General features: G+C 66.6%; 25 protein-coding genes and 3 pseudogenes. 15 read left to right on the top strand and 13 right to left on the bottom strand.

All coding sequences use genetic code 11. The annotated features are described in order from the left end of the window. The first annotated feature begins 118 nt into the window (after positions 1–118). The 12 genes from ABZO29_RS31475 to ABZO29_RS31420 all read left to right on the top strand — a co-directional run bounded on the left by ABZO29_RS31475 (position 119) and on the right by ABZO29_RS31420 (position 13,286). Positions 119–742, top strand: coding sequence for a TetR family transcriptional regulator (locus ABZO29_RS31475; RefSeq protein WP_367323552.1), 624 nt, complete (start codon positions 119–121; stop codon positions 740–742). Positions 743–1,038: 296 nt separating this feature from the next. Then, on the top strand, positions 1,039–1,575 hold the full coding sequence (locus ABZO29_RS31470) for a hypothetical protein (RefSeq protein WP_367323551.1): 537 nt from the start codon (positions 1,039–1,041) through the stop codon (positions 1,573–1,575). Continuing rightward, on the top strand, positions 1,572–2,231 hold the full coding sequence (locus ABZO29_RS31465) for a hypothetical protein (protein ID WP_367323550.1): 660 nt from the start codon (positions 1,572–1,574) through the stop codon (positions 2,229–2,231). The genes ABZO29_RS31470 and ABZO29_RS31465 overlap by 4 nt, the downstream gene beginning before the upstream one ends. Further along, entirely contained in the window at positions 2,231–6,955 is a 4,725-nt protein-coding gene (locus ABZO29_RS31460; protein WP_367323549.1) for a putative T7SS-secreted protein, read from the top strand. The genes ABZO29_RS31465 and ABZO29_RS31460 overlap by 1 nt, the downstream gene beginning before the upstream one ends. Positions 6,956–7,064: 109 nt before the next feature. Further along, the gene (locus tag ABZO29_RS31455; RefSeq protein ID WP_367323548.1) at positions 7,065–7,484 is read left to right on the top strand and encodes a hypothetical protein; all 420 of its coding nucleotides are present in this window, start codon (positions 7,065–7,067) and stop codon (positions 7,482–7,484) included. A gap of 15 nt (positions 7,485–7,499) precedes the next feature. Then, positions 7,500–7,886, top strand: a complete 387-nt coding sequence (locus ABZO29_RS31450) for an Imm50 family immunity protein (protein WP_367323547.1) — start codon at positions 7,500–7,502, stop codon at positions 7,884–7,886. Then, on the top strand, positions 7,883–8,341 hold the full coding sequence (locus ABZO29_RS31445) for a hypothetical protein (protein ID WP_367323546.1): 459 nt from the start codon (positions 7,883–7,885) through the stop codon (positions 8,339–8,341). The genes ABZO29_RS31450 and ABZO29_RS31445 overlap by 4 nt, the downstream gene beginning before the upstream one ends. A 414-nt stretch (positions 8,342–8,755) precedes the next feature. Continuing rightward, positions 8,756–9,160 (top strand): hypothetical protein, encoded by a 405-nt coding sequence (locus tag ABZO29_RS31440; protein ID WP_367323545.1) that lies wholly within the window; start codon positions 8,756–8,758, stop codon positions 9,158–9,160. A gap of 290 nt (positions 9,161–9,450) precedes the next feature. Beyond that, positions 9,451–10,044: a DUF4291 domain-containing protein gene (locus tag ABZO29_RS31435; protein WP_367323544.1), complete on the top strand. Its 594-nt coding sequence runs from the start codon at positions 9,451–9,453 to the stop codon at positions 10,042–10,044. 68 nt (positions 10,045–10,112) lie between these two features. Then, positions 10,113–10,319 carry a hypothetical protein gene (locus ABZO29_RS31430; protein WP_367326439.1) on the top strand — a complete coding sequence of 69 codons (207 nt, stop codon included), beginning with the start codon at positions 10,113–10,115 and terminating at the stop codon, positions 10,317–10,319. Positions 10,320–10,404: 85 nt separating this feature from the next. Further along, complete coding sequence (locus ABZO29_RS31425; protein ID WP_367323543.1) at positions 10,405–10,893, top strand: hypothetical protein; 489 nt, start codon at positions 10,405–10,407, stop codon at positions 10,891–10,893. A gap of 332 nt (positions 10,894–11,225) precedes the next feature. Beyond that, positions 11,226–13,286 carry a restriction endonuclease gene (locus ABZO29_RS31420; RefSeq protein ID WP_367323542.1) on the top strand — a complete coding sequence of 687 codons (2,061 nt, stop codon included), beginning with the start codon at positions 11,226–11,228 and terminating at the stop codon, positions 13,284–13,286. 55 nt (positions 13,287–13,341) lie between these two features. Here the strand turns inward: ABZO29_RS31420 and ABZO29_RS31415 are convergent. The 3 genes and pseudogenes from ABZO29_RS31415 to ABZO29_RS31405 all read right to left on the bottom strand — a co-directional run. After that, positions 13,342–13,487: pseudogene (locus ABZO29_RS31415) on the bottom strand (DUF4291 family protein); the annotation flags it as partial. Between the two features lie 41 nt (positions 13,488–13,528). Continuing rightward, positions 13,529–13,688 (bottom strand): annotated as a pseudogene (locus ABZO29_RS31410) (IS5/IS1182 family transposase); the annotation flags it as partial. Between the two features lie 176 nt (positions 13,689–13,864). Next, on the bottom strand, positions 13,865–14,770 hold the full coding sequence (locus ABZO29_RS31405) for a hypothetical protein (RefSeq protein WP_367323541.1): 906 nt from the start codon (positions 14,768–14,770) through the stop codon (positions 13,865–13,867). 271 nt (positions 14,771–15,041) lie between these two features. On the opposite strand from ABZO29_RS31405, the gene ABZO29_RS31400 reads away from it, so the two are divergent. Continuing rightward, entirely contained in the window at positions 15,042–15,482 is a 441-nt protein-coding gene (locus tag ABZO29_RS31400) for a hypothetical protein (RefSeq protein WP_367323540.1), read from the top strand. Positions 15,483–15,672: 190 nt separating this feature from the next. Here the strand turns inward: ABZO29_RS31400 and ABZO29_RS31395 are convergent, their stop codons facing one another. Then, on the bottom strand, positions 15,673–15,834 hold the full coding sequence (locus tag ABZO29_RS31395) for a hypothetical protein (RefSeq protein ID WP_367323539.1): 162 nt from the start codon (positions 15,832–15,834) through the stop codon (positions 15,673–15,675). Positions 15,835–16,024: 190 nt separating this feature from the next. On the opposite strand from ABZO29_RS31395, the gene ABZO29_RS31390 reads away from it, so the two are divergent. Beyond that, positions 16,025–16,714 (top strand): SRPBCC family protein, encoded by a 690-nt coding sequence (locus tag ABZO29_RS31390; RefSeq protein WP_367326438.1) that lies wholly within the window; start codon positions 16,025–16,027, stop codon positions 16,712–16,714. Positions 16,715–16,965: 251 nt separating this feature from the next. Here the strand turns inward: ABZO29_RS31390 and ABZO29_RS31385 are convergent. Continuing rightward, positions 16,966–17,145 (bottom strand): annotated as a pseudogene (locus ABZO29_RS31385) (helix-turn-helix domain-containing protein); the annotation flags it as partial. A gap of 355 nt (positions 17,146–17,500) precedes the next feature. On the opposite strand from ABZO29_RS31385, the gene ABZO29_RS31380 reads away from it, so the two are divergent. Continuing rightward, positions 17,501–17,878 (top strand): VOC family protein, encoded by a 378-nt coding sequence (locus ABZO29_RS31380; RefSeq protein WP_367323538.1) that lies wholly within the window; start codon positions 17,501–17,503, stop codon positions 17,876–17,878. A gap of 333 nt (positions 17,879–18,211) precedes the next feature. Here the strand turns inward: ABZO29_RS31380 and ABZO29_RS31375 are convergent, their stop codons facing one another. From ABZO29_RS31375 to ABZO29_RS31340, 8 genes are all read right to left on the bottom strand, one after another. After that, positions 18,212–19,036, bottom strand: coding sequence for a tetratricopeptide repeat protein (locus ABZO29_RS31375; RefSeq protein ID WP_367323537.1), 825 nt, complete (start codon positions 19,034–19,036; stop codon positions 18,212–18,214). A 94-nt stretch (positions 19,037–19,130) separates the two neighbouring features. Next, on the bottom strand, positions 19,131–19,364 hold the full coding sequence (locus ABZO29_RS31370) for a ferredoxin (protein ID WP_367323536.1): 234 nt from the start codon (positions 19,362–19,364) through the stop codon (positions 19,131–19,133). A 6-nt stretch (positions 19,365–19,370) separates the two neighbouring features. Next, positions 19,371–20,828 carry an aldehyde dehydrogenase gene (locus ABZO29_RS31365; RefSeq protein WP_367323535.1) on the bottom strand — a complete coding sequence of 486 codons (1,458 nt, stop codon included), beginning with the start codon at positions 20,826–20,828 and terminating at the stop codon, positions 19,371–19,373. Between the two features lie 169 nt (positions 20,829–20,997). Further along, a complete protein-coding gene (locus ABZO29_RS31360; protein WP_367323534.1) occupies positions 20,998–22,263 on the bottom strand; it encodes a tyrosine-type recombinase/integrase in 1,266 nt (421 codons plus the stop codon). An 80-nt stretch (positions 22,264–22,343) separates the two neighbouring features. After that, positions 22,344–22,616, bottom strand: a complete 273-nt coding sequence (locus tag ABZO29_RS31355; protein WP_367323533.1) for a helix-turn-helix domain-containing protein — start codon at positions 22,614–22,616, stop codon at positions 22,344–22,346. Between the two features lie 26 nt (positions 22,617–22,642). Continuing rightward, positions 22,643–24,094 carry a phage/plasmid primase, P4 family gene (locus ABZO29_RS31350; protein WP_367323532.1) on the bottom strand — a complete coding sequence of 484 codons (1,452 nt, stop codon included), beginning with the start codon at positions 24,092–24,094 and terminating at the stop codon, positions 22,643–22,645. Further along, positions 24,091–24,441 carry a hypothetical protein gene (locus ABZO29_RS31345; RefSeq protein ID WP_367323531.1) on the bottom strand — a complete coding sequence of 117 codons (351 nt, stop codon included), beginning with the start codon at positions 24,439–24,441 and terminating at the stop codon, positions 24,091–24,093. The genes ABZO29_RS31350 and ABZO29_RS31345 overlap by 4 nt, the downstream gene beginning before the upstream one ends. Further along, positions 24,438–25,343 (bottom strand): bifunctional DNA primase/polymerase, encoded by a 906-nt coding sequence (locus ABZO29_RS31340; protein WP_367323530.1) that lies wholly within the window; start codon positions 25,341–25,343, stop codon positions 24,438–24,440. The genes ABZO29_RS31345 and ABZO29_RS31340 overlap by 4 nt, the downstream gene beginning before the upstream one ends. Positions 25,344–25,366 lie beyond the last annotated feature (23 nt).

Below are 25,366 nucleotides of genomic sequence, written 5' to 3'. Positions count from 1 at the left end.
CTGAATCTACCGGCAGGTAGCGCCGCTGTGAGCGGTGGATCAGGTGATTCACGCCACGGCCGGTGCCCTGGCATGCTGTCTGATCACTCACCCTCACCGACTGTCACGGACGGGACCCATGCCTGCGGAAGTCAGTGGCGCACAGCCCGCCTCCCCGCCCCTCACCGAGCGGCAGGAGGCGCGCCGGCGCCGCATCCTGCACGCGAGCGCGCAGCTGGCCAGCCGGGGCGGTTTCGACGCCGTGCAGATGCGGGAGGTCGCGGAGTCCTCGCAGGTGGCCCTCGGCACGCTCTACCGCTACTTCCCGTCCAAGGTGCACCTGCTGGTGGCGACCATGCAGGACCAGTTGGAGCACATGCACGGCACGCTGCGGAAGAAGCCGCCGCAGGGCGAGACGGCGGCCGAGCGGGTGGCGGAGACCCTGATGCGGGCGTTCCGCGCCCTGCAGCGCGAGCCGCACCTGGCCGACGCGATGGTCCGCGCACTCACCTTCGCCGACCGGAGCGTCTCGCCCGAGGTCGACCAGGTCTCCCGCCAGACGACGGTGATCATCCTGGACGCGATGGGCCTGGAGAACCCCACCCCCGACCAGCTCTCCGCGGTCCGCGTCATCGAGCACACCTGGCACTCGGCCCTCATCACCTGGCTCTCGGGCCGCGCCTCCATCGCCCAGGTCAAGATCGACATCGAGACGGTGTGCCGCCTGATCGACCTGACGGCCCCTGAGGCGGAGCCCCGGTGACAGGGGCGGATCCGCTGTGACAAGGGTGTGACGGCGAGTTCGTTGTTCCCTGAGAATGCATTAGCGATGATGGTTGCATGTCTGAACACGGGGGCGGAACAGACGAGTCACCGCACAACAGGGTTCCCAGGTCGAGGCTGGACGACTATGCGGAGATGACGGTGTCTTCGCAGGAGCATCGGGAGCGGACTGAGCCGGAGTTGGAGCCGCAGCCTGCTTGGGAGTCACAGCCGGAGTCGCGGCCTGATCCGGGGGCACAGCCGAAGCTCCAGCCTGATTCGCCGTCACTTTCGAAGTTGGAGCCGGAGCCAGAAGTCGCGACCGACCGGCAGCCGACGCCCGCGCCGGCACTCGCGCCCGAGCGGCCGGCGAAGCCGGAACCCGCGGCCGACCCGCGACCGGCGCCCCAGACCGAGCCCGGACCGGAGCAGACCGCCGAGGACACCGAAGTCAGGGCCCGCAGACGGGAGTTCGCGGCCCTGCTCGGCGAGTTCCGCCGCACCCCCGTGCTGGTGCCGCTCGGCGACGTACCCGGCCCCGACGACGAACGCGGCCTGCTGACCGCCGACTTGAACGGCATCCGCTTCATCCTGGCCTTTTCCGACGAACACTCGCTGGCCCGTTACGCCCAGGCCCGTGGCGAGGCGGCCCGTGAATGGACGTATCAGACAATCCTGGGCGCACGCCTGCTGGATGTGGCCGTACCGGCGGCCGGGGTGCCGTGCGGGGTGGCGCTGGACTGCGCGGACGGGGAGGACGGGATGGTCTTCCCACCGGTGCGCGGGATCGTGCCGGACGCGGTGGCCGTGGATCGTGAGGAGGGCATGGCATGACGGACGGGGGCGGCAAGGACCTCGCGGCCGACGGGCTCGGTCTGATCGCCAAGGGGCTGACCGAGGCACTGGGCGAGTTGAAGGAACTGGGCATGGTCGGGATGGCCGGGGCAGGGCGCGGCTTCGGCGACATCGCGCTGTCCGGGCTCGAACTCGGCCACGAGGGACTGACGGCGGAGTTCAAGGGGTTCTGCGAGCGCTGGGAGTGGGGCGTGCGCTCGCTGATCAACGAGGGCAACGGGTTCGCCCTCAAGACCGGTCTGTCGGCGGGCACGTACTACGAGACCGAACAGTACGTCGAGGGCACCTTCAAGGTCGTCACGAACGCGGCCATCGGCAACCCGTACGCCTCCGAGGAGGAGGTCACGCAGATGGGCTGGGGCGACATCGCCACGTCGGGTGCGTTCGGTGGTGTGGACTACAGCAAGGAGTCCTTCGACCAGGCGATGGCCAACAGCGCGCAGGGCTGGAAGGACGCGGGCCGGGACGTGATGACCTCGCATACCGTCGGCCCTCTCGGCCTCAACCCGGAGAACCTGCACGAGACGTTCGGGGTCTCGGACCAGCAGTACGACCAGATGCTCGAGGACACCTTCGGCCCGTCGCCCGAGGAACGCGCCAAAGCCACCGAACAGCAGCAGGGCGGTGAGGGCTGATGGGCATCTTCGGAGACATCGGCGACGGCCTCAAGGACGGCCTCAACGAGGGCCTGAGCTACGGCGAACACCTCGTCGACGAGGGCAAGAAGAAGCTCGGCGAGGGCGTCGACTACGCCACGAACAAGGTGGGCGACGGCCTGGACCGCGTCGGCCTGCACGACTGGGCCGACGGGGTGGAGGACTGGGGCGACGAGGTCGCCTCCGACCTGGGCGCCACGCCCGGCGAACAGCAACTCGGCCAGACCGAGGACCCGAACGAGCTCGTCCACGGCAACCCCGACAAGATCCTGGAGAGCGCGGGACACCTCAAGGACTTCAACGCGGCCTTCGACAAGGTCGGCCAGGGCATGAAGAAGGTCGACTCGGGCAGCTGGAAGGGTGAGGGCGGTGACGCCTTCCGCGAGAAGTTCGGTGTCCACCCCGCCAAGTGGACCCAGGCCGCCGAGGCCTGCAAGACGGCGTCCGGTGCGCTCGAGTCGTACGCCGGCACCGTCAAGTGGGCCCAGGGCCAGGCCAAGGAGGCCATCGAGCTCTACAAGAAGGGTGTCAAGGCGTCGCAGGACGCGGTGGACTCGTACAACAAGAGGGTCGACGCCTACAACGCCAAGATCAAGGCGAACGAGGACCCGGGCCCGAAGCCCGAACCCTTCAAGGACCCGGGAAAGGCCGACGTCAAGGCCGCCCACGACAAACTCGCCGAGGCCCGCAAGCAGCGCAACACGGCTGCCTCCGACGCACAGACGAAGGTGAAGGCCGCGGTGGCGCACGCCCCTGCGGAACCCCCGCCGCTGGACCGCATCGGCAGCGACCTGGTCGACGGCTACCAGGCCGTCAACACCGAGCTGACGCATGTGGTCGGCGGCGCCCTGAAGGGCACGGCGGGCCTGCTCAACTTCGCCCGCGATTTGAATCCCACCGACCCCTACAACCTCACGCACCCGGCCGCGTACCTGCAGAACGTCAGCATGACGCTCTCGGGCCTGGTCTCCACGGCCTCCCACCCCGAGCGGGTCGTCCAGGCCGCCGTGGACGGCTTCAAGAAGGATCCTTCCGAGTTCGTCGGCCGCCTCCTGCCCGAGCTGATCGGCACGAAGGGGGCGGGGCTGGCGCGGGGCGGACTGCGGCTCGCGCTGAAGGAGGGAGCGGAGGGGGCGGCTTCGCAGGGTCTGCGCAAGACCGCGCGGAACGCGGTGGAGGAGGGGGCCGACGACGTCGGCCGCCGACCGGGCGAGAAGGTCTGCGCGAAGGACCCCGTCGACGTGGCGACGGGCAGGATGGTGCTGCCGCAGACGGACGTATCCCTCACGGCCCAGCTCCCGCTGGTCGTCAGGCGCCAGTTCGAGTCGTCGTACCGGCTGGGCGGCTGGTTCGGCCCGACCTGGTCCTCCACGCTGGACCAGCGCCTGGAGATCGACACGGAGGGCGTCGTCTTCGTCGGCGAGGACGGCCTGACGCTCGCGTACCCGCACCCAGCACCGGGCGTACCCACGCTGCCCAGCCACGGCCCACGCTGGCCCCTCGACCGGGGGGACGACGGCTACACCCTCGCCGACCCAGAATCGGGCCGGACACTCCACTTCGCCGACCGCACCGACCGCCTGGCAGTGCTGGAACAACTCGACGACCGCAACGGCCACTGGATCACGTTCGAGTACGACGTAGACGGCGCCCCGCGATCGCTAACCCACAGCGGCGGCTACCACCTGCGCATCTCCACGGCGGACGGCCGTATCACCGCACTCCACCTGGCCGGCGCGGCAGCGGACGGCGGCGACCAGGAACTGCTCCGCTACGGCTACACCGACGGCCACCTCACCGAGGTCACCAACTCCTCCGGCCGCCCCACCCGCTTCGGCTACGACGAACTCGGCCGCATCACCTCCTGGACCGACACCAACGACAGCCACTTCACCTACGCCTACGACGACCAGGACCGCTGCACCCACCAGTCAGGCGCGGCCGGCCACCTGCGCTCGACCTTCACCTACGGACCGGCCGACGGCGAAACCGGCGAGCACACGACGACCGTCACGGACTCGTTCGGCCACACCACTCGCTACCTGATCAACGAACGCTGCCAGGTGATCGCCGAAACGGACGCGCTCGGCGGGGTCACGCGCTACCAGCGCGACCGCTACAACCGTCTGCTCTCCCAGACGGACCCACTCGGTCACACAGCGACGTTCCGCTACGACGACGAAGGCAACCTCACTTCGGTCGTACGCCCGGACGGCCGTGAGGCACGGGCGGAGTACAACGAGCTCGGTTTGCCGGTGAAGCTGGTCAACCCGGACGGCACGGTCATCCGCCAGAGCTTCGACGAGCGCGGCAACCAGATCTCGGTGACCGATACGGCCAACCGGACCACCCGCTTCACCTACAACGAGGCCGGCCACCTGACGGCCGTAACCGACCCACTCGGCCACACCACCGGCGTCGTCTGCAACCGGGCGGGGTTGCCGCTTGAGGTGACGGACCCGCTGGGGGCAGTGACCTGTTACGAGCGCGACGCTTTCGGCCGCACCGTCGCGGTCACTGATCCGACCGGCGCCACCACGCGCTTCGACTGGACCGTGGAGGGCCGCCTGTCTCGGCGCACGGATCCCGACAGGGCGAGTGAGTCGTGGACGTATGACGGCGAGGGCAACTGCACCAGCCATAGAGACCGGCTTGGAGGTGTGAGCCGGTTCGAGTACACGGACTTCGACCTGCTCACCGCCCGCACCGGCCCCGACGGGGTGCGCTACGAGTTCGCCCACGACGCCGAGCTGCGGCTGAAGCAGGTCACCAACCCACAGGGGCTCACGTGGGGTTACGAGTACGACCCGGCGGGGCGGCTGGTCGCGGAGACGGACTATGACGGCCGCACCCTCACGTACGCGTACGACGTGGCAGGCCGCCTGTCCTCGCGTACCGACGCCCTGGGCCAAACGGTCACCTTCGAACGTAATCAGCTGGGACAGGTGGTGCACAAGGACGCGGCCGGTCAGGGCACCAGTTACGCCTACGACTTCACCGACCAGCTGGCGCAGGCCACCGGCCCGGACGGCACCACGCTCACAATCCTGCGCGACCGTTACGGTCGTGTCGTCTCGGAGACAACCAATGGCCGCGCGTTGACCCACACCTACGACGAGCTGGGCCGCCGTACCGGCCGCACCACCCCGACCGGCGCCACGACGAACTGGTCCTATGACGCGGCCGGGCGTTGCGTCGGCATGGTCGTCGCTGGCCGGAGCATCGACTTCGGCTACGACGAGACAGGCCGTGAGCTTTCCCGCCGCATCGGCCAGTCGCTCACCCTGGAGCACACATTCGACGCTCTCGGCCACCTGACCTCCCAGTCCGTACTGCGCAGGGACGGTCGAAGGGTGCAGCACCGGGCTTACACCTACCGCTCCGACGGCCATCTGATCGGCATCGACGACCAACTCTCCGGTGCCCGCCGCCTTGACCTCGACGAGGCGGGCCGGGTGACGGCCGTACACGCGGCGAACTGGACCGAGACCTACGCCTACGACGCGGCAGGTAACCAGACGTCAGCCTCATGGCCGGCGGGCCACCCCGGTCAGGAAGCAGCAGGCGAGCGCACCTACACGGGAACTCGCCTCACACGCGCGGGCCACGCCCGCTACGAACACGACGAGCTCGGCCGCATCGTCCTGCGCCAAAAAACCCGCCTGTCCCGCAAACCCGACACATGGCGCTACACCTGGGACGCTGAAGACCGCCTGGCCTCGGTGACCACCCCAGACGGCACTCGCTGGCGCTACACCTATGACCCTCTGGGCCGTCGCACCGCCAAACTCCGCCTCGCCGAGGACGGCGAAACCGTCCTCGAACGGGTCGACTTCACATGGGACGGCAGGATTTTGTGCGAGCAGACCACAACATCCTCCAACCTGCCCGGCCCAGTCACACTCACCTGGGACCATCAGGGCCTGCGACCAATCGGTCAGACTGAACGCATTCTTACGGCTGACGCACCCCAGGGCGAGATCGACTCCCGCTTCTTCGCCATCGTCACCGACCTAGTCGGCACACCCAGCGAACTCGTCGACGAACAGGGCGAGATCGCTTGGCGCACCCGCAGCACCCTGTGGGGCACCACCGCCTGGGCGAAGAACAGCACCGCATACACGCCACTACGCTTCCCCGGCCAGTACTACGACCCCGAAACCGGCCTCCACTACAACTACTTCCGCCACTACGACCCCGAGACCGCGCGGTACGTCACTCCCGACCCCCTCGGACTGGTTCCGGGACCCAATCCCGCCGCCTATGTCCCCAACCCCTACATGTGGGCCGACCCGCTCGGGTTGAAGTGTGAGCCCCCCGAGGGGTACACCTCCCAGCCTGCTTTCAGGAACGACCCTTACCACCCCGACGCCGTGGAACAACGGATTCGCGATATGCGCGACGCGTACGGGATCAAGGAACGTCCGACAAGCAGCATGATCGGGGCCAACGGGACTCAGGTAACGAGCAAGACCATGTGGAATCACGGGCCGTATAGGATCGACGTCGAGAATCCGAACCCAGGGCAACGAGCCGGACAGCTGCATTTCCAGGACCAGAGCAATCCCACGGCGAAGTACCAGTACAATTTCGACGATGGAAAATTCGACGGATTGCCACGCTCGGTCGAACGGGAGGTCGCTAAGATCCCTGGTTTCCAGGCAGGCATTCGCAAGGGTCTCAAGGTTCTGGGAGAAGATTGACGTGAGAATGAACGACAGAATGTCCGATCTTCTAGGGACGGATCTACCCTGTGTTCGAACGGGCGATGTCCCCGCCGCGTATCGAGCGATCGCGGAGGGGGGTTGGATCGTGGACGAGAGCGGTGCCCACCTGCTTTCAGCACTGCAGTCCGGATACAACGGGGCTGCCCTCGAAGACTTTGCAGATATTGTTCACTTCGAAGCCACGGTGAACGGGCGCGGCATGATGGACTACGACCTTCCCGCCTCAGGCCCGGAAAGGCGGGATCAACTCCTGCGGCGCTCGCTCGCTTACGCCTGCATGGCCCTGAAAGCCACCCCAGAGGAAAGCGCCCACCCCATCCAGGGATACGTCTCCTTTTCCGAGGGAGGCTTGTCGGACGACTCCCTCACAGCCAACATCACCTTTTGCACAAGTCGCCCGCATGTTCCGCCCTACGTCGGTGACATCCGAAGCTACCGAGAGGAAGCGCTGCTCGAGCTCACCAGAGACGATGCCAAGAAATTGATGTTCGATAAGATGCCATAAGTCGAACGGTTCACCATGCCATGGACATCGTTGATACACAATCCGGAGGGAATTTCCGCTGTTTATCAGGACACTCCACCGGACCTCTCCAACGTCCTTATGAGGGAGGTGATTCTACACGAGGACGGACCCACGCTGAGGTTGCGCGTGGACCTTCCCCGTTACCCCGACCAACCCCCACGGAAGTGGATCGCACAGGGTTTCAACACCGTGCAGATCGAGCTCTTATTCAGCGGTCTTCGTGCGATCGCCTTGGAAGGTTTCGGCTCAGAGGTGACGGCGGACATTGTTCTTGCACAGGACAACGGAGTTTCCATCGAGGTCACTTCACCTGAGACCCACATCCGGGCCGTCGCCGACACCGCCTACATCTCAAATCTGACCGCATACACAAACGGGTGACCGAAAGGCGGGCCGAGATCAACAAGCCACAAGCCGAAGTGGTGGATGTCCTGGAGCGCTGCGGCCTTCAAGTGCTGGAGCAAGCGGCACAGAACGGTCCTCCCGTGATGTCCGCCATCTACGCCGTCAACGGACTCGAGGTCAAGCCGGTCGCCACCATCCCCACCCCGTCCCCGGATGCCGCCGCCGAACTGGACGCGAAGTGGTACCACTATGCCTCAAGCGTCTCGCTCTACGACGACAACGCCGAGTTCCTCATCCTCCCGCCCGGCTCAGGAAGCAGTGAGATCGGCTGGGTGAGGGTCAGAGACACCGTCGGCAGCAACCTGCCCGCACGCATCGCCGATGTGACAGGTTCGCCCGAGTTTCTCGCCGTTTCACTCGACGGCCGCCGCCTGTGCGCCGCCTCGGAGGAGGAGTACGACTACTGGGTGGTACTGCACGAGTTCTCGTGAGCAGCAGCGTCGAGGAAGAACATGATCGAGTCTCAGGCGTCGGGCCGCTGGGTCAGGCAGGCATAGAACTCTGACCGGAAACATGACAGTTCGGCAAACGCATCCCGCGGGACATCCCGCTGCAGCAGACTCATTGCTACGGCCTTCGTACTGGTCAAGCGCCTCTGTGACGGAGCACAGGATCAGGCGAAGGCCGCTCTCACGTCAGACACTCAGACGAAAACGTCAGCAAGTTCGAGGCCGTGTTCGACCAAGGACGATAAAACGCCAAGCTAAGAGGTCATCTCAATTGGCGGCTCTGCTCATCGGTGCAAGTGGTCCAAGCCTCCTTCGGGCACCGGGTAGGAATGCTCTGTGGGTAGGAGGCGTCGTGCTGCAGTCAGGGAGTACGACGGCGAGCCGTGGGTGGCCGCCATGGATCTCTGGCCGCTGTACGACGAGACCGACTACGCGGCCTTCGGCTGTCTCTTCGGAGTGCGCAACTACGCGGGCTTTCAACCCCTCGCACCAGACCGCGGCCTTCCCGTCGATCTGTCGAGCGGGACGCGTTCGCAGTTGGGGTCCTGGGTTGCAGCGGGTGACCTGTACGGCGCGACCTGGGTCAGCTGGGCGGAGCTTGCTTCGATGGGTCGCGCGACCGCGCCTGATCACTTCATCGGCCGGCTGACCTGGTGCACGAAATCGCTGCCGTCGATACTGCATCAACAACTCGTATCCGATTCCTGGCCGTCGGAAGCTCTTTCCGCGGTAGGGGCGCCGCCCGCGGACTTGCGCAGTGCGACGCGACGCGACGCGTGGAGTGGACCACCGACGAAGTGATGTGCGCATACGAACCGCTGACCGTTGGCGCCGTGGGACCGGAAACGCACTGGCCACACGTCTTCGCCGTGATGAAGGCCCTGGCAGACCGCTTCGGTGATGACGGCGTCCGCCTGGTCGTGGCGTTCGACTGACCACGCAGAGGCTCTCATCTCAGCGGACTCGCGAGCCATCCGGCCTGGCAACTCGCACGGTGCTGCAGCCGTCGTCGAGACGGCGTACTCCGTCGTAGCGAGCAGCAGTCAAAAATCGGTGGCCACCCGAGCTGGCCGACCCCCACGCTGTACGCCATGGAAGAACCGCACCGCGGGATCCGCGCGCTCCACACGGCATCCACGATCACCGTCTACCAGGCCTACGCCCCTGAAATTGGAGTGCCCGCTGTCCGCGACGGCCGCTTTCCCTCCACGTGGCTGCGGAGTCGCATGACGTGGATTAAACCCAGCTTCCTGTGGATGATGTACCGCTCCAACTGGGGGACCGGTGCCGGGCAGGAGACCGTTCTTGCCATCGAGATCACTCGCGTCGGCTTCGACTGGGCGCTGCGCCACGCCTGCCTGTCGAGCTACGTTCGCGGCCTGCATCCCGATCGCGGCACCTGGCAGCGTGAACTCAAGCGCGCACCGGCCCGTGTCCAGTGGGACCCCGAACGCGACCTGAACCTGCGTCCCCTGCCGCACCGCTCGCTGCAACTCGGACTCACGGGCGAGGCATCGTCGCGCTACGCGGACGATTGGACCGTGTCCATCAGCGACGTGACTCCACTGGCCCGAGAAATCCGCACACTCGTCAATCGCGGCGATCTGGACTCCGCGACACGACTGCTTCCCCAGGAACAGCGATACCCCGCCGGTGACGAACTGCTCGCCCACCTGCGGCACTGACCAGCAACACGCCGGCAGCCGTTCAGGGCCATGCCGACAGCATGGTTGAGGTCTCTGACAGCGGCTTGATGACCCATGTCAAGCCGCTTTCACAGACTGCATCCACCGTGATCGGGGTGAACGGCCTGCCTTCCTGGGAGGGCTGTACGTTCGGCACGGCGGACGGGCACCACCAGCAGTATCTTGATCGCAACATCAACGGCCACGGCGGGATCGGCGTCTCCCGTCCGATCGGCGTGGCTCCGGCCAAGGGGGAGTTTCGCCATCGACCCTGATCTCCTGGTGGCTTTGTGGAGGGAACGCCATCCGTCGGGCCCTCCCGTCGCTCACACGTTTCGCACTAGGTACGCGGATCGCTGGGTGCGCTTCCACAGCCTTCCCGGCTCGAAGCGCTACCCGGAATCCGAGGACGAATACGCGATCGTGCTGGACCGGTACAGCACGATCCTCGACGAGTTGTTCGCGGGCACGGACGTGTTCGTGGTGACCATGGACTGGTCGAACACACCGACCGGGCACGCGGGCTACCCGACGCCACGACAGATACTGCACCCCGACGGCATCCGCTGGTGGACAGAGTCGGAGCAGGACGACTCCGACCCGCGGTTCCACATCCACACACGTCTGTACGCCGACCGCCGTAGGTGGAACCGTGGCTGCCTCGACGGTCTGTTGCGAGCCGTCGCGGACGAGACGCTCGTTGAAGTCTTCGTTGTCGACACGGAATTGCAGCGCATCCACCATCCCTACGACGGCGGCGCAGACGTCATCCTTGCCACGCCTGCAGAGCGTGACCGTGTGCGTGACCAACACACAGACTGGCTTTCCAGCCACCCAGCCGGCCTGTAAGAGCCGCAGCGGCTCCCCTTTCCCGGCCGGCGCGTAGCGGTCTGTCAACGCGGCTTGATGACCCATGTCAAGCCGTGTTCAAAGTCCTTTCTGGATCCGGTGCGCACTGCGAGACCAGTGCCGGTATATGCGACCGTTTGGGTACTACGGCCAGGCACGGTCCTTGTTACCCTCCAGTCGCGTTGACCTGCGGAGATGGAACGACCGCGCTTCCTTTGCCGAGTGGATATGCGAGACGGTGATTGCTGGCTAGAGTCGTCTTGTTACAACTGGTTGTGGGGACAACCAAAGCGCCTTTCGGCTGCCAACGTCCTGGGGAGGGCCTGCAGCACATGAGTCGTCGCTCTACTGGTTTTGTCGGTGTCTGGGCTGAGATGCAACGGCAGCAGCAGCGCCAACTGGAAGCCGAAGCCAGACGGCGGAGACAGCAAGATCAGCAAGCGCGGGCCTACCAGCGACGAGCTGCTCAGAGCCACCGCGACTACCGGCAGGCAGAAGCTCTACGGCGCACGGAGGAGCTGGACGCGCAGGTTGCGTCGTTGCAAGGTCTTCTTGCCTCGGGTTGCCAGGCTCCGGCCTTTAGGGCTGCCTCTCTCATGCGACCTGAGGAGGTCCAGCCCTTCGCTCCAGGACCACTGGCACAGCCAGTGCCCATGCCGGATTACAATCTCTACCAAACGCAGAGCGGCTGGACTGCGAGTCGCCGGGCCCAGGCGCAGGCCGAAGCACGAGCGCGCTTCGAGCGGGACTGGCAGATTGCTCAAGCCGCGGAGGCGCACCGACAGCAACAGCTGACGTCGTACCAGCGGGAGTACCAGCAGTGGGCCGATACTCAGCTGGCTGATGTACGGCGACACAACGCCGGCGTCGTGGCGATAACCGAAGGCGTTAGGCGCCAGGATCCCGATTCCGTGATCGAGTACTTCTCTGCCGCTCTCTACGCCTCGACGGCATGGCCGGAAGGTTTCCCACGCCAGGTGGCAGCAGCCTACGACCCGGCCGCCCGGCAATTGGTGCTGGATTGGGAGTTGCCTGCCTACAGCATCGTGCCGGAGGTCAAGGCTGTTCGGTACATGTCCGGCGTCGACCAGGACAAGGAGACTCCCCGCCCAGCAGGCCAGCGCCGTTCTTTGTACAGGGAGGTTCTGGCTCAGTGCATGCTGCTTGTTTTGCACGAGCTGTTCGCCGCAGACGAGCTGGGTGCGCTTGAGTCAGTGACCTTGAACGGGTTCGTCGATGGGCATGACCCTACAACGGGCCGACCGGGCCAAATTTTCCTCGCAACCGTCATGGCCTCGCGCTTTTCGTTCCGTGACCTGCACCTGGCGCAGGTGGACGCAGGTAGTTGCCTGGCTGACGCCCTGCGCGGGCAGCTCTCGGCTCGGCCGGACCAGCTCGCACCGGTACGGCCGAGTAGGCGGCCCCAGGATGTCGGGAACCGCATTGTCGCCCATGGCAGCGATGAGGAGCCGGACCTGTTCGCAATGGACCCGATCGCCTTCGAGAATCTCGTTGCCGATCTCTTCCGGGCTATGGGGATGCAGGCGGTGACCACCCAGCGCTCCAACGATGGTGGTGTAGACGTCGACGCACTGGATCCGGCACCGATCCGAGGCGGCAAGATCGTCGTGCAGGTGAAGCGCTACCGCAACACGGTGCCGCCCACCGCTGTGCGCGACTTGTATGGAACCGTGCAGGACGCCGGCGCCAACAAAGGTGTCCTCGTGACGACGTCAGGGTTCGGCCCTGGCTCGCACACTTTCGCCAACGGCAAGCCGCTGGAACTCATCTCGGGCCCCGAACTCGTGGATCTGTTGCATCGTCATGGGCTGCGTGGGCGGCTTGGTGACGGCGCTCGGCAAGTCTCAGCACAGCCGACGCCCTCCGTGCCGGACACTCGGCTGCCAGACGATTACAACGTCTTGGGCATGTCGTGGACTGGAAGCGTCGCCTTGGACGTGTGCGCTCTCGTCTGCCGTGGCAACCGGGTCCTCAGTGACGATCACTTCGTCTTCTTCAACAACCCGCAGACGCCGGACGGCTCAGTGCGTGCTCTCCCGGCCACTGCACCTGACAAGGCCGCGATCTGTGTCTCCTTCGACGGGTTGCCCAATGAGGCCGACCGGTTCGTGCTCGTGGCGGCCATCGACCCAGAGGTCAACCCGAACGCCGACCTCTCCGGTTTCACGGACGCCTGCATCCGCCTGCTCGACCCGGGGCTGGCTGAGCTGGGACAGCTTGAAGTCTCCGACGGCCGGACGCGCGAAACCGCCTTGGTACTCGGCTCCTTCCGCCGAAGATCGAACGGAGACTGGGACTTCGTCCTGGGCGGCAAGGGCTACACGGGCGGCTTGGAGGAACTCGTTCAGGATTTCGGCATCGAGGTGGAGTAGCTCCACCTGGGTCCAGAGCTGCCGCGCTGGATGAGGGCTGTGAAAGCGGCTTGGTGATCCACGTCATCCGGTCCCGCTGCCAGGCTTCCGGGAAGCGACCGTCTCGGGCCGCGGGAAGACCGATCTCCGGACGTACGCCTGGTAGACGGTGACCGTGGAAGCCGTGTAAAGGGCGCGGATTTGGTGCTTGGGTTCTGCCACGGTGACCAGCGTGAGGGCACCATTCGATGCGTTCCATCGAATTAGCGGCACACTTGGCTGTCGAGCCCTCGGTAGCAGATGAGGGTGCAGGCGATGCAGGTGAAGGCCAGGAAGTGGTCGGCTTTGCGTTCGTAGCGTCGGTGGAGACGGCGGCAGCCGGCGAGCCAGGCCGTTGGTGCGTTCGATCGTCCAGCGATGCCTGCGTCGCCGCCGTCCGCGGCGGGAGCGGATCGGCGGTATGCCCTTCACCAGGGGATAAGAGCCTGGCTGTCGTGCAGGTTCGCTCCCCGAGATCCCGACAGACAGGGGCAGACCGGGGGTTGTCGCGCTGCTGGGCACTTGCTGGCTGGAGCTGCTGCTCGTGGAGGAGCGGACCCTCAGCTGTTCTGGATGCGCCGGGCCGCAGCCACGAGTTCGGCCGGCAGCGCGGGACCGGCACACGCGTGATCAATCAGCAGGTCCCGGTACGAGTCGTTCGGCAGATGCGGCGCCAGTTCGATGAGTTCGCTCAGATCGGCACGTGAGCCGGTCAGTCGTGCACGGTAGGCAGCCCCGGCCGCGCGAAGTGAGAGCTCAGCCGGCTCGTGCCTCATCCCCTGATCGATCAGCCGGACGGCAGAGGTGAAGTCGCCTTGCTCAGCACGCACGTCGGCCAGGTCGAGATAGAGCGACCAGTTGGCCGGTTCCAGGGCACAAGCGCGCTCGAACGCCGTCGCGGTCTGCTGAAGATCACTCAGCTTGCGCCACGTGCCTGCTCGCACAACTTCCGTCAGCATGATCCGCTCAATGGAGTCCGCCTGGTCGCAGAGGGCAAACGACGCGTCGGTGAGACCGCATGCCCGCAGCAAGATCGCCATCTTCGCCAACGCCTCCGGCAACGGCTGGCGGGCAGAGATCACGTCGATGGCTTCGAACCAGGGCCGAAATCGTTCCCGCATGGCTTCGGTGTCCAGATCATGGCCATAGTCCATCGTCCGCATCGCGGCCTCGGCCAGCGCATCGGCACTCACCACACCGAGAAATCGTTCATCGCTGAACCAGGGGGCGTTGGCCCAGGCGATGTCGGGTCGCACGCCCGTGACCGATCCGATCGCCAGCGCCGCGCCGTCCATGTCGTCCTGAAGGAAGCTGATGTACGACTGCGCCAGTACCGTCCTCAAGGAGTCGGCACCCTGGACGACCTCGGCCAGCTCCGACGGCTTGTCCCTCCACAACTCGGCAAGAACCGCATAGGGCTCGGGGTTCTCAGGTGCGGAGGCGATGGCACCCGCCAGATAGTGCACGGCTACTGATGGGCTGCCCCCGCAGTGCGCCATCACCCGCGCGAGACCTACTCCAGCTGCTACCGCCCGATTCGACATCGTCCGAGGATATCCCTGGTCCGGCCTTTGTCGGCCGTCGCTCATGGTTCGCTGGACACGATGATTTCCAGCTCCCCTTCGACGGGGCGTTTCGGGTGTCCGTCCGACATCCCTCCTCTGGACACCCGACCACTAAGGAACTGTCCTGCTCCCGGAAGCGGGTTACGCCCTTCTCGCGGGAACCCCGGCTTTCATGGCCGCGGCCGTCAATGAAGGCATCGACTCCGCACGGGCACGCTTCAGCCGTTACGCCCGCACGGTCGCGGAACAGTGCCCCTCCCTGACGGCCGTCGCAGCCGCCTACCCAGCCGCGCACAGGGCGTGGCCCCATCCTTCCGACGTCGATCCGGAGAGCGCTGCAGCGCGCCAACTGTCCCTCCTGGACGAGTTCACGCGGGGCACCCGCAACGCATCGGACTTCGCCCACGGCTGGAGGGAAACCCGGCGCGCCTCGCAGGCGAATGGCGAACGGATCCAAGGCTCCCTCGAAGGCCTCTTCGACCGGGTGCTCATGCTCCTCGAGGACTACTCCCCCGATCCCGACCTCGTAGAGCCCGGCGACCTCTCTGACACAGACCTCCAGGCAGCGGTGAGCGAGGCTTGGAACGCGTTCGACGGCGGTGAGCACCCGTGAGAATGAACGACAGAATGTCCCATCTCGTAGGAACGAACCTGCCCAGCACCGCTGTATCCGGCTTGCAGGGCTGCCAGTGGGTAGGCGCCGCTTTCGTTTCCGCTTCCGGCCCGGAAAGGCAGGACCGACTCCTACGACGCTCACTCGCTTACGCGTGCCTGGCCCTGCTAGAGATCTTTAACGGTGTGGGTTACGTCGGGTCGTGACAGCTGTCGGCGGCATCCATGTCCTCGACGACGATGCCGACGTTGTCCATCCGCTGAATCGCCATGCTGGTGTCTCCTTCTTCCTCGTGCGGCCGGTGGTGGCCGCTGATGTCCCTGGGACGGTGCCGGTGGCACGTTCTTGACATCCTCGGACCGTCGAACTCCGAAAAATCTGGATCGCGCCTCAGCACCGCTACAGCAGACCCGCGAGCCAGGCGCCACCACCGAGGGTGAGTGCGGCGCAGGTGGCCGCTCCCAGGCGCGATGCGCCTGGGAGCGGATGTACGAGAAGGTTGTTTGTGCGAGTCTGGTGCCGAGCGATGAAGGAGGCCCGGGATGGCGCTGAACGATCTTGCTGCGGAGGGGCGCCTTCGGAAACTCGGCGGCGTCCTCGCGCTCACGGCGGTCTACTGGTTTCCCGTTCGGCGATGCTTCAGCCGGTGGGGAACCACGCCTGAGGAGCTTGCGCGCGTGATGCCCGGCGACGCGTTGATCCCCAATCCGACGGACATGTCGATGCAGGCGATCACCGTGAATGCGCCTCCAGAGGACATCTGGCCGTGGTTGGTGCAGATCGGCTACCAGCGCGGCGGGCTGTATAGCTACGACTGGCTCGACCGGCTCTTCGGCTTTCTCGATCGCCCAAGCGCGACGCGCATCCTCCCCGAGTTTCAGCACCTTGCCGTCGGTGACAAGATCCCCTGGGGGCACAACACAGAGCTCGCCGTGGGAGTTGTGCAACCGCTTCGCGCACTCGCGCTGAGTTACGAGGATCGCGGCTTCAAGTGGGTCTGGCAGTTTGTTCTGCATCCGCTCGACGATCAACGCACACGATTTGTCACGCGCGGCAGCGAGCACGTACCGAAGAAGGTGCTCTGGTGGCTGGGCATGCGCATCATGGAGCCGGCGGCATTCATCATGACCCGCCGCTTTCTCCTCGGCGTCAAGGAGCGGGCCGAAGCGTCGCGCGCACAGACCGGCCGGTCCGGAAAGACAGAACAAGAACTCGGAGCATTCTCCTCGTAGTCGTGGCACGCATCCGTGATGGGATCCGGCTCCTGGTGGTCGACCGCACCGGCCCAGTGTCGCGGCGCCCGGTCCATCCGCTCGGCCGCCTGCATCCGTACCGTCTCCCGGCGCCGACGCCCCGCAGCGGTCAGCCCGTCCCCATCCACGGCGGCCGGGCCAGCGTCCAACACAGCTTCCAAGTGACGGAGTTGTTCCGCATCGAGCTTGCAGCGGGCGCCGCCGGGGCCCTTTGAGACCAGAGCCTGCCGACCGCCCGAAGCCAACGCCCGCCGCCACCGGTTCGCCGACATCCGGGTCACCCTGAACCGTCGGGCCACCTCCCGGTCACTGGCTCCGGCAGCCTCGATCAGATCGGCGGCTGCGAGCCGGACTTGCTCACGCCGAGAACGTTCCTCGGCCGTCAATCCACCGCCATCGGGATACCTCACCCTCCCGGCATAGCGCGGCCCACGACAGCTGTCACGACCCGACGTAACCCGCACCGTTAAAGATCTCTAGCCGCTCCTGAGGAATGCACGCACCCCATCCTGGGATACATCTCCCTTTCCGAGGGCGGCTTTTCGGAGGACACCCTCACCGCCAACGTCACCTTTTGCACCAGTCGTTCACGTGTTCCGCCCTACGTCGGCGACATTCGAAACCATCGCGAGGAAGCGCTGCTCGAACTCACCAGAGGCGAGGCCAGGAAATTGCTGTTCGAGTCTGCGTTCCGCAATCACCAGGAGCTCGACGTAACCGTGGTCGAGAGGAGTTCCGACCCGAGCGTCCCGGCATCGACCTACGATGCCCCGATGCAGACACTTCACCGGCACCTCCCTGATCACCGACGACGTTCCGGCCCTCGCCGCCTTCTACGCCGCTGTCCTGGACGCAGAGATCGAAGGTGGCGACCCCTTCGCCCGGGTGACGGTCCCCGGTGCCGTCCTGTCGTTCCTCTCCACTCAGGGCATGGAGTCGATGGTGCCCGGCTCGATGGCCGGCGCCGCGAGCGGCGGCTTCACGCTGGAGTTCCAGGTCACTCACGTGGATGCGCGGCACGAGCGTCTGCTGGGCCGGGGTGTCGAGATCCTCAAGCCCCCGACAGCCCAGCCGTGGGGACGGCGCTCGGTGTGGTTGCGTGACCCGGACGGCAACATCGTCAACCTCTACCAGGAGGCGTGACGGGCGAACCGGGCACAGAAAGGACCTACGAGACGGGTTCCCTTCGCCGGTATTGTCCGGATCAGGTGACTGGGGGTCGCCTTCCAGTCTTCGGACCTTTCGGTCTTCCGACCTTCCGGCCTCTCAGCCCGACCGTCGACGTCGGCACCGGCGGAGACCGTCTGCCTCACGCCAATGTCGGCTACTCCGGTCGAACTCCCTCACTCGTCCCGTAGGCCAATTACAGGATAGAACCTCTGCGCACGAAGAGAACCCCTGGAATAGTGATTTTTTTGGGCAAAAACGGATGGAATGCCTAGCCCACCGGCCCCAGCCCGCTCCAACTCCGCCCCATCACCATCTCCCCCGCCCATCGCTCCGGCAACCGCCGCGCCTCCTGCTCCGGAGCCGCCAGCGACACCTGCTGGGCGCCCGCCACCACGGACCGTTCCTGCTGGTGGGTGCCCTCGCTGCAGCAGGCGCACAGCATCCGCACGCTGCTCGCGGGCTCCGCCCCGAAGCCGTGCTCAGTGAACGGTCGACCAGCGCCTCCAGGTCGGCCGACTCCCCGGCGTGCACCGTAACCTCCAGGGTCGGCAGGTCCGACGCCTCGAAGAGCATCAGCTCGTCGAAGACGGGATACGTCGTGCCGTCGACGATCCGCTCCCCGTTCGGCACCCCGTCGTGGACGACGATCTCGCCGTACCGCCGACCGCCGGTCACCGGCACATTGACCACCCGCCCGCGCGTGGGGCACAGCCGCTCGATCCACACGACCTCCCGCTCACCGCCGGAGTCCAGCCGTACACAGGCGTTGCCGAAGCGGCCCACGAGCTCGCCCTCCCCGTCCGGGACGTCGATCCCGAAGCCGGTCCAGGCGTCCCGAGCGGTCGCCCACTCGCGCTGGATCGTCGCCGCTATGCCGAGGTTCCAGTACGCGGGGTCGCCCTCGCCCCGCGGTGCCCGGGCGGCGGCCTCGCGGCCCAGGTCGTAGGCCTTCTGCCAGTTGCGCAGGAACTTGTACGCGAGCGCGGCGTCGTACCACCACACCGCGCTCTGCTTCTCGTCCGGGAAGTGCGCGAGGACCTGTTCGAAGCGGCTGGCCGCACGCAGCCAGTCCTCTGCGTCCCACGCCTGGTACGCCTGCTTGATCAGCTGCTTGGCCTCAAACTTGCGCACGCTTCCCCACCCATCCCGTGAACCTCACGTGAAACAGAAACCCGGGGAGCGTACAGCGAGGCGCCTACAGTCCTGTTCGAGGCATCGACAGTTCCTATTCCTCCGGTGGAAACACCGCCTCCCCGCTCCCCACCAGCGTGATCACGATGGCCTCCACCGGGCAGCTCTCCGCCGCCGCCAGGACCTGTTCGCCCGCGTCCGTGTCGGGGTCGACCGGGTGGGACTGGCGGGCGGTGTCGAGGCGGAAGGCGTCCGGGGCGTGGTGGATGCACTGGGCGGAGCCGATGCACAGGGAGCGATCGACCTCGACGTGCCAGCGGTCACCCATGACCGCTCACGCCTCCCAGCCGGCCGGGAGGTGGATCATCTTGTGTTCGAGATACTCGCCGTAGCCCTCCGGGCCGAACTCCCTCCCCAGCCCGGAGTTCTTGTAGCCGCCGAACGGGCCGAGCATGTCCAGGCTGAAGGTGTTGACCGAGTACGTGCCGGTACGGACCTGCCGCGCCACCTCGATGCCGTGCCCGACGTCCGCCGTCCACACGCTGCCGGACAGCCCGTAGTCCGAGTCGTTGGCGATCTTCAGCGCCTCGGACTCGTCGCCGTACGGGAGCAGGCAGATCACCGGGCCGAAGATCTCCTCCCGGGCGATCCGCATGGAGTTGTCGACGTCGCCGAAGAGGGTCGGCTCCACGTACCAGCCGCGGTCCAGGCCCGGTGGGCGCCCGCCGCCGGTGAGGATCTTCGCGCCCTCCTCCTGGCCGATGCGGATGTAGTCGAGGTTCCTGCGCTGCTGCCTCTCGGCCACCAGCGGGCCCACCTGGGTCGCCGGGTCCAGCGGGTCGCCGACCACCAGCGCGCTCGCGGCCGCCGCGAAGGCGTCGGCGAACTCGTCGTAGCGCGAGCGCGGCAGCAGAATGCGGGTCTGGGCCACGCACGCCTGCCCGTTGTTCATCCAGGCCGCGGAGACGATCCCGGGGACGGACGTCTCGATGTCCGCGTCCGGCAGGACGATCGCCGCCGACTTCCCGCCCAGTTCGAGGGTGACGCGGGTGAGGTTGCGGGAGGCCACCTCCATCACGCGCTTCCCGGCCGCGACCGAGCCGGTGAAGGAGACCTTGTCGACGCCCGGGTGCCCGACCAGGTACTCGCTCACCTCGCGGTCCGCCGGGAGGATCGACAGGACGCCCTCCGGCAGCCCGGCCTCCCTCGCGATGTCGGCGAGGATGTACGCGTCCAGCGGCGACTCCGGCGACGGCTTGAGGATCACCGTGCAGCCGGTGAGCAGCGCGGGCGCGAGTTTCGCGGCGGCCACGAACTGCGGGACGTTCCAGGGGACCACGGCCGCGACCACCCCGACCGGCTCGCGCCGCACGAGGATCCTGCCGAGCACTCCGTCGCGGGTCTCCTCGTACGTGAAGTTCCGCGCGACCGTGATCGCCGCGTCCCACACCATCATCGCGCCGAGGGCCTGCGCGAGGACGCTCCAGGAGTACGGTGATCCGTTCTCCGACGAGATCACCCGGGCGATCTCCTCGTGCCGTACGGCGATCGCGTCCTTGATGCGGGTGACGACCTCGATCCGCTCGTCGAGCGACAGCCGCGGCCAGGGCCCCTCGTCGAACGCCTTGCGCGCCACGGCCACCGCCCGGTCCACGTCGGCCGAAGAGGCGTGCGGCACCCGCCCGATGACCTCTTCCGTGTGCGGCGAGACCACCTCGATGACGTCCTTGCCGAGCGGGTCGGTCAACTCCCCGCCGATGAACAGCTGTCCGTGTTCCATGAGCTCGGCCATGGCGACTGCCTCCTGAGGAGCCGGCGATCCCGTTCCCGGACGGTGGTTCCCGTTCCTGACGGTGTCTTCTGACGGTGTTTCAGAACTGATACCAGTTCTAGTTAAACTAGGCCAGACCTAACGCCAGATAGGCCCCCACCAGCGGGTTCACCGCTGGTGGGGGGCTACTTCATGCCGCGTGGGCCGTCTGTGGGCCGTCATCGCCCTCACGAGCGGCCCGATACACGCCGTCGACCGCCCGCCGCGTGCGGCTCTCGCTGCTCGGCATGAGGTGCGTGTAGACCCGCAGGGTGAACCCAGGGTCGCTGTGCCCCAGGTAGCGGCTCAACGCCTTGATGTTCTCCCCCGCGTCGAGCAGGACGGACGCGTAGAAGTGCCTGAGCGCATGCATGCCGTCCTCGCGCGATTCCGCGATCCGTTGGCCCTGCTCAGGCTCAGGGAGGACTCCAGCGGACACCAGGGCGGGCTTCCAGGCATCCCGGTTGAAGTTGTGCCGCACGAGCGCACCGCCTTCGGGAGCGGTGAACATAAGCTTCTTCGTCACGGGCTGCCCTCCTGGGACAAGCCACGGCAACGTCACCTCCGTAGGCGGAAATCGCTTCATGTGAACCGCGAATGCCTGCCCAACCCGCTCGGGCAGCGGAACGTCACGCACCTTGCCGCGCTTCGGAGGTGCGAATACGGCCTGATTGTCGACCAACTTCACCTGATAGCCGACGTGCAACCACCCTTTCAGGAAGTTGATTTCATCGACAGGGAGACCAAAGATCTCGCCCTGCCGTAGGCCGCAACCACCGCCCGCGTCCACCATGGCGCGGTAGCCCTCAGACAGGGCGGCACGTACGGCGAATACGCGCTCGGCCGTCCAGGGCCGCACTCGACTGGGCACCATTGCCGGCGCCTTCACTGAGGCTGCACGGCAGGGGTTCTTACTGATCAATCCGTCGTCCAAGGCTGCCGTGAATACGGCGGAGACGTTGGCGAAGATGACCCGCCGGTACGACGCGGCAAGACCCTTGTCTTCCAACTGCCTTGACCACGTGCGGATTTGCTCCGGCTGGAAGGAGCTGAGCGGGCGGGAACCGATGTGCGGGTAGGCGTGCAGCCTGAGTCGGGACTCTGTGCCCGCTCGGGTGGAAACGTCGGTCGTCTGCGCAGCGACCCAGCGTTCGGCGTACTGCTGGAAGGTGGTGCGGCCAGCCTTGGGATCGACGTACTGCCCCCGCGCCATGTCGGCCTCAATCTGGGCAAGCCACTGATCGGCTAGACGCTTCTTGCCGTCGGGGAAGCTCTTGGACTTCTCGGTTCCGTCCGGGCCGACGTACCGGGCCCGGTAGCGCATGCCCGTGCCGTACCGGTCGGTCTTGACGCGGATGGTCTTGCCGTTGGCGTCCTTCTCGGTTTTGTACCAGCGGTCTTGGATGTGGCCGGCCATGTGGCGGCGGTCCCTTCTCGACAAGCAGCAGGGAGAGCCGCCGATAGCGGCTCTCCCTCTGTCTTTGGTGGGGTATTCGGTCAGGCGGTGTCGCGCTCGGCGTCCTTGCGACCGGTGACGTATGCGCGCACGTCAGCGGGGTCGTAACGGATGTACTTGCCGATTCGGAAGCCGGGCGGGCCGATGCGCTTCTTGCGCCACTGGTAGACGGTTTCCTTGGGCACCTTGAAGATCACAGCTATGTCGTCAGCGGTGAGGTACCGGTCCGGGAGACCACCCCGGAGGATGGCGCGGGGGTCGTCTCGGACGGGGGCGGGCGCGCTCACTGAGTCCTCCACGAGTTGGAAATACATTGCTCTGAGTCGCGACTCATCGGCACTCAGCGGCGCTCAGAGGGGGCTTGAGAGGCGATGAGTCGCGACTCAGGCAAATGTGGTTCGGACATGTTCAGCGTGATCCCGGTGTAGGTGACCACCTGCCGGCCGTACGCGTCGCGGGGCCTGGAGCGGCTGAGTTGGGGGACGACGGAGAGCAGGTTGCGGCCGAACACCTGCTTGGTGCCAGGGCGGACGCCGTTGTCCTCGGCCCACTCCCGCCAGACGTTCCACAGCGCGTCCACGGGCACGGAGCAGGTGGGTCCGGTGGTGCAGCGTTCCCGGATGAACGCGGAGGTGGGTGAGGCGGTGTCCTGCATGGTGGTGATGGCTTCACGACTGGAGGCCGGTTCGGTGATTCGGCCGGTGCGCTGGAGGCGGGCGAGCCCTTCCAGGGCCCAGTTGAGAATGCCGGGCATCTCGGCAACGAGCCGATCGAACAGGGTGGGATCTTCCTTGCCCAGCCAGGACACCGTCATGTTCAGCAGGATGAAGCGGCGGGCGATGACGCCGGAGGAGTCGCCGAAGTGCGGCAACTCGTTGGACAGGATCACCAGCCGGGTGGGCAGTTTGCCGGTCCACACGGCGCGGTATTTGCGGTCGATGTCGATGGTGTCCTCGCCGGAGATGGTCAGGAGCCGTTCGACGACTTGACTGTTGTCGTTGCCGGACAGCCGGGCGTCGGCGATGACCGCGAGTGGCTTGCCGATCAGGGTGGACAAGCCGAAGTTGGTGCCGAGTCCGGCGAGCGTGGGCCCGGCAAGATTCTCTTTGCCGACCAGCTCTTTGAGGACGCGGGCGATGGTGCCTTTGCCGGAGCGGGACGGGCCGACCATGAGCAGGATCTTCTGTTGGTCGGTGCGGCCTGAGAGGACGTAGCCGAACCACTCTTGAAGGGCCTGGATGGCGTCGGGGTCGTTGGGCCAGATTTGTGTCAGGAACGCTTCCCAGGTCGGTGCGGTCGCCTCTGGGCGGTAGGCGAAGGGGACGGACACGAGGTTGAAGAAGTCAGGGGTGTGCGGCAGCAGTGCGCGGTCCCGGATGCGCAACAGGCCGTTCTCGCATGCCACGATCGGCCCGTCGTCCTGTTCGCTCTCTGCGTCTGTCCAGGTGGGAGCGTCGACCTCGGTGGGCAGCAGGGTGATGGACCCGAGGGCATCGAGCAGGTTGCTGATCTTTGGTTTCGTGGGTGCCCAGGCACGCTCCTCGGTCTGGCCGTCCTTGGCTGGCGCCCGGTAGACGGCGTGCTCCAGGCGCTCATACATGGCCTTGCGGACCTGCTCTTCGTCCAGCTCCCGCCAGCAGGTGCCGTTCCAGCGCATCCAGGACGTGCGCCAGCGGCGGCATACGGGCTGTCCGTCCTGGGTCTGCCAGTCGGGCAGGATGCGGCGGGCCACGGCCATGGGGTTGGACGGCGGCGGAAGTTCTTCGGTCTCGGTCGTGGTGGGGTCCGTCATGCCGCAGTCCTCCCTTCCCTGGGTGCGCGGAGCGGGCAGTTGTCGCGGTGGGCGGTGTGGTCGGTGATCAGGGCGTGCACGCGGCGCTCGCCGACGGCGGTGCGGTGCCGGCCGCACAGGCACGTCGACGTCGCGCTCGGGGTGGCGCCGTACGGTGCGCGGATGTGCAGCCAGGCGACGGGATACCGGCCGTCGCCCTGCTGCGGGTCAGGGCATGTTCGGACGCCCTTGCGGGCGGCGACTTTCGGCGCGCCGACGGCCGTCGTGTCCACGGGCTGCGGAGCGGCGGACGGCCCGGACGGGGTCTCGGTGATGCTCTTCAGGGAGAGGCGGGGAGGGGTGCTCATGCTGCATCCCTCCTGGTCTGGTTGTGGGCGATGGACCAGTTGAGGGCGCTGCGGAGGGTGGAGCGGCACTCGGACGCGGCGAGTCCAGCCGCCTCGCCTGCCTCCTGAAGAGCCTGCTCAACCACGTGCCGGGGGAGGTCGCCCCACGCGACGAACCGTCCCAGGGCGCGCGCCGCAACGAACAACTTCCGCTCGCGCTCCCCGAGTTGGGCCGTGGCTACGTTCCGCGTCTCGTTGGCGAGCGCTACATCCGCGTATCGGCGAGATTGCCCCGATAAGGCCACTGAAGGGGCCTGAGAAGCCTTGGGTGCGGGTTGCAGGATGCTTTGCAGCCACGAGGGCAGAGAGGCCGTTACGGGGCCACACAGGGCTTCGTAGGCTCCTGCGAGGGTGATGCTGCCGGCAGCGACGACGTAGCCGCCCCAAGCGCGGGTGTCGACCAACTCGCCGACGGCTCCTGCCGTGTTGGCGAGGCGGATGCCGTTCGGGGCGGTGAAGTACAGGTGCTGTCCGCCGCTCGCGGTCCGGGTGCAGTAGGTGGTGGGGACGGCATGCCCGGCGCGCTCGCAGAGCGCTCCAAAGGTCGCCGCGCCGCTAGGCGCGTCCGAACTGCCCTTGTCCTTCGGCACGTCCAGGTCGACGACCAGCAGCCCGGAGGGGCCGGTGGCGATACCGACGTTGAACGGCGCCCCCGACCAGGCGGTCCGGATGCGGTCGGCGTCGGTGGTGGCACGCTGCTCCCACTTCAGGTGGCCGCTCGCGCACGGGCCGGTGCGGGTGCAGGTGCGTTCTCCGTGGAGGGCGGGCCGCTTGCTGCCGGGCCGGAGCGGAAAGACGTGCCAACCGCGTTCGGCGGCTTCCAGCGCTGCGCGTAGCAGCGCGGAACGGGGGTCATGGGTCATGCTGGATGTCTCCAGTCCTGTTG

Source organism: Streptomyces sp. HUAS ZL42, assembly GCF_040782645.1.
Classification (GTDB): domain Bacteria; phylum Actinomycetota; class Actinomycetes; order Streptomycetales; family Streptomycetaceae; genus Streptomyces.
The sequence above is the reverse complement of the archived record's forward strand: the minus strand, read 5'-3'. Positions and strand labels throughout refer to the sequence as shown.

Excerpts from the sequence above, each read along its gene's own strand:
- ABZO29_RS31420 (WP_367323542.1), top strand. The coding sequence starts at position 11,226 with ATGAGTCGTCGCTCTACTGGTTTTGTCGGTGTCTGGGCTGAGATGCAA.
- ABZO29_RS31380 (WP_367323538.1), top strand. The coding sequence starts at position 17,501 with ATGCCCCGATGCAGACACTTCACCGGCACCTCCCTGATCACCGACGAC.
- ABZO29_RS31395 (WP_367323539.1), bottom strand. The coding sequence starts at position 15,834 with ATGTCAAGAACGTGCCACCGGCACCGTCCCAGGGACATCAGCGGCCAC.
- ABZO29_RS31345 (WP_367323531.1), bottom strand. The coding sequence starts at position 24,441 with ATGAGCACCCCTCCCCGCCTCTCCCTGAAGAGCATCACCGAGACCCCG.
- ABZO29_RS31390 (WP_367326438.1), top strand. The coding sequence starts at position 16,025 with ATGGCGCTGAACGATCTTGCTGCGGAGGGGCGCCTTCGGAAACTCGGC.
- ABZO29_RS31430 (WP_367326439.1), top strand. The coding sequence starts at position 10,113 with ATGACCCATGTCAAGCCGCTTTCACAGACTGCATCCACCGTGATCGGG.
- ABZO29_RS31435 (WP_367323544.1), top strand. The coding sequence starts at position 9,451 with ATGGAAGAACCGCACCGCGGGATCCGCGCGCTCCACACGGCATCCACG.
- ABZO29_RS31450 (WP_367323547.1), top strand. The coding sequence starts at position 7,500 with ATGCCATGGACATCGTTGATACACAATCCGGAGGGAATTTCCGCTGTT.
- ABZO29_RS31440 (WP_367323545.1), top strand. The coding sequence starts at position 8,756 with ATGGATCTCTGGCCGCTGTACGACGAGACCGACTACGCGGCCTTCGGC.
- ABZO29_RS31475 (WP_367323552.1), top strand. The coding sequence starts at position 119 with ATGCCTGCGGAAGTCAGTGGCGCACAGCCCGCCTCCCCGCCCCTCACC.
- ABZO29_RS31370 (WP_367323536.1), bottom strand. The coding sequence starts at position 19,364 with ATGGGTGACCGCTGGCACGTCGAGGTCGATCGCTCCCTGTGCATCGGC.
- ABZO29_RS31365 (WP_367323535.1), bottom strand. The coding sequence starts at position 20,828 with ATGGCCGAGCTCATGGAACACGGACAGCTGTTCATCGGCGGGGAGTTG.
- ABZO29_RS31350 (WP_367323532.1), bottom strand. The coding sequence starts at position 24,094 with ATGACGGACCCCACCACGACCGAGACCGAAGAACTTCCGCCGCCGTCC.
- ABZO29_RS31340 (WP_367323530.1), bottom strand. The coding sequence starts at position 25,343 with ATGACCCATGACCCCCGTTCCGCGCTGCTACGCGCAGCGCTGGAAGCC.
- ABZO29_RS31460 (WP_367323549.1), top strand. The coding sequence starts at position 2,231 with ATGGGCATCTTCGGAGACATCGGCGACGGCCTCAAGGACGGCCTCAAC.
- ABZO29_RS31400 (WP_367323540.1), top strand. The coding sequence starts at position 15,042 with ATGGCCGCGGCCGTCAATGAAGGCATCGACTCCGCACGGGCACGCTTC.
- ABZO29_RS31360 (WP_367323534.1), bottom strand. The coding sequence starts at position 22,263 with ATGGCCGGCCACATCCAAGACCGCTGGTACAAAACCGAGAAGGACGCC.
- ABZO29_RS31355 (WP_367323533.1), bottom strand. The coding sequence starts at position 22,616 with ATGTATTTCCAACTCGTGGAGGACTCAGTGAGCGCGCCCGCCCCCGTC.
- ABZO29_RS31465 (WP_367323550.1), top strand. The coding sequence starts at position 1,572 with ATGACGGACGGGGGCGGCAAGGACCTCGCGGCCGACGGGCTCGGTCTG.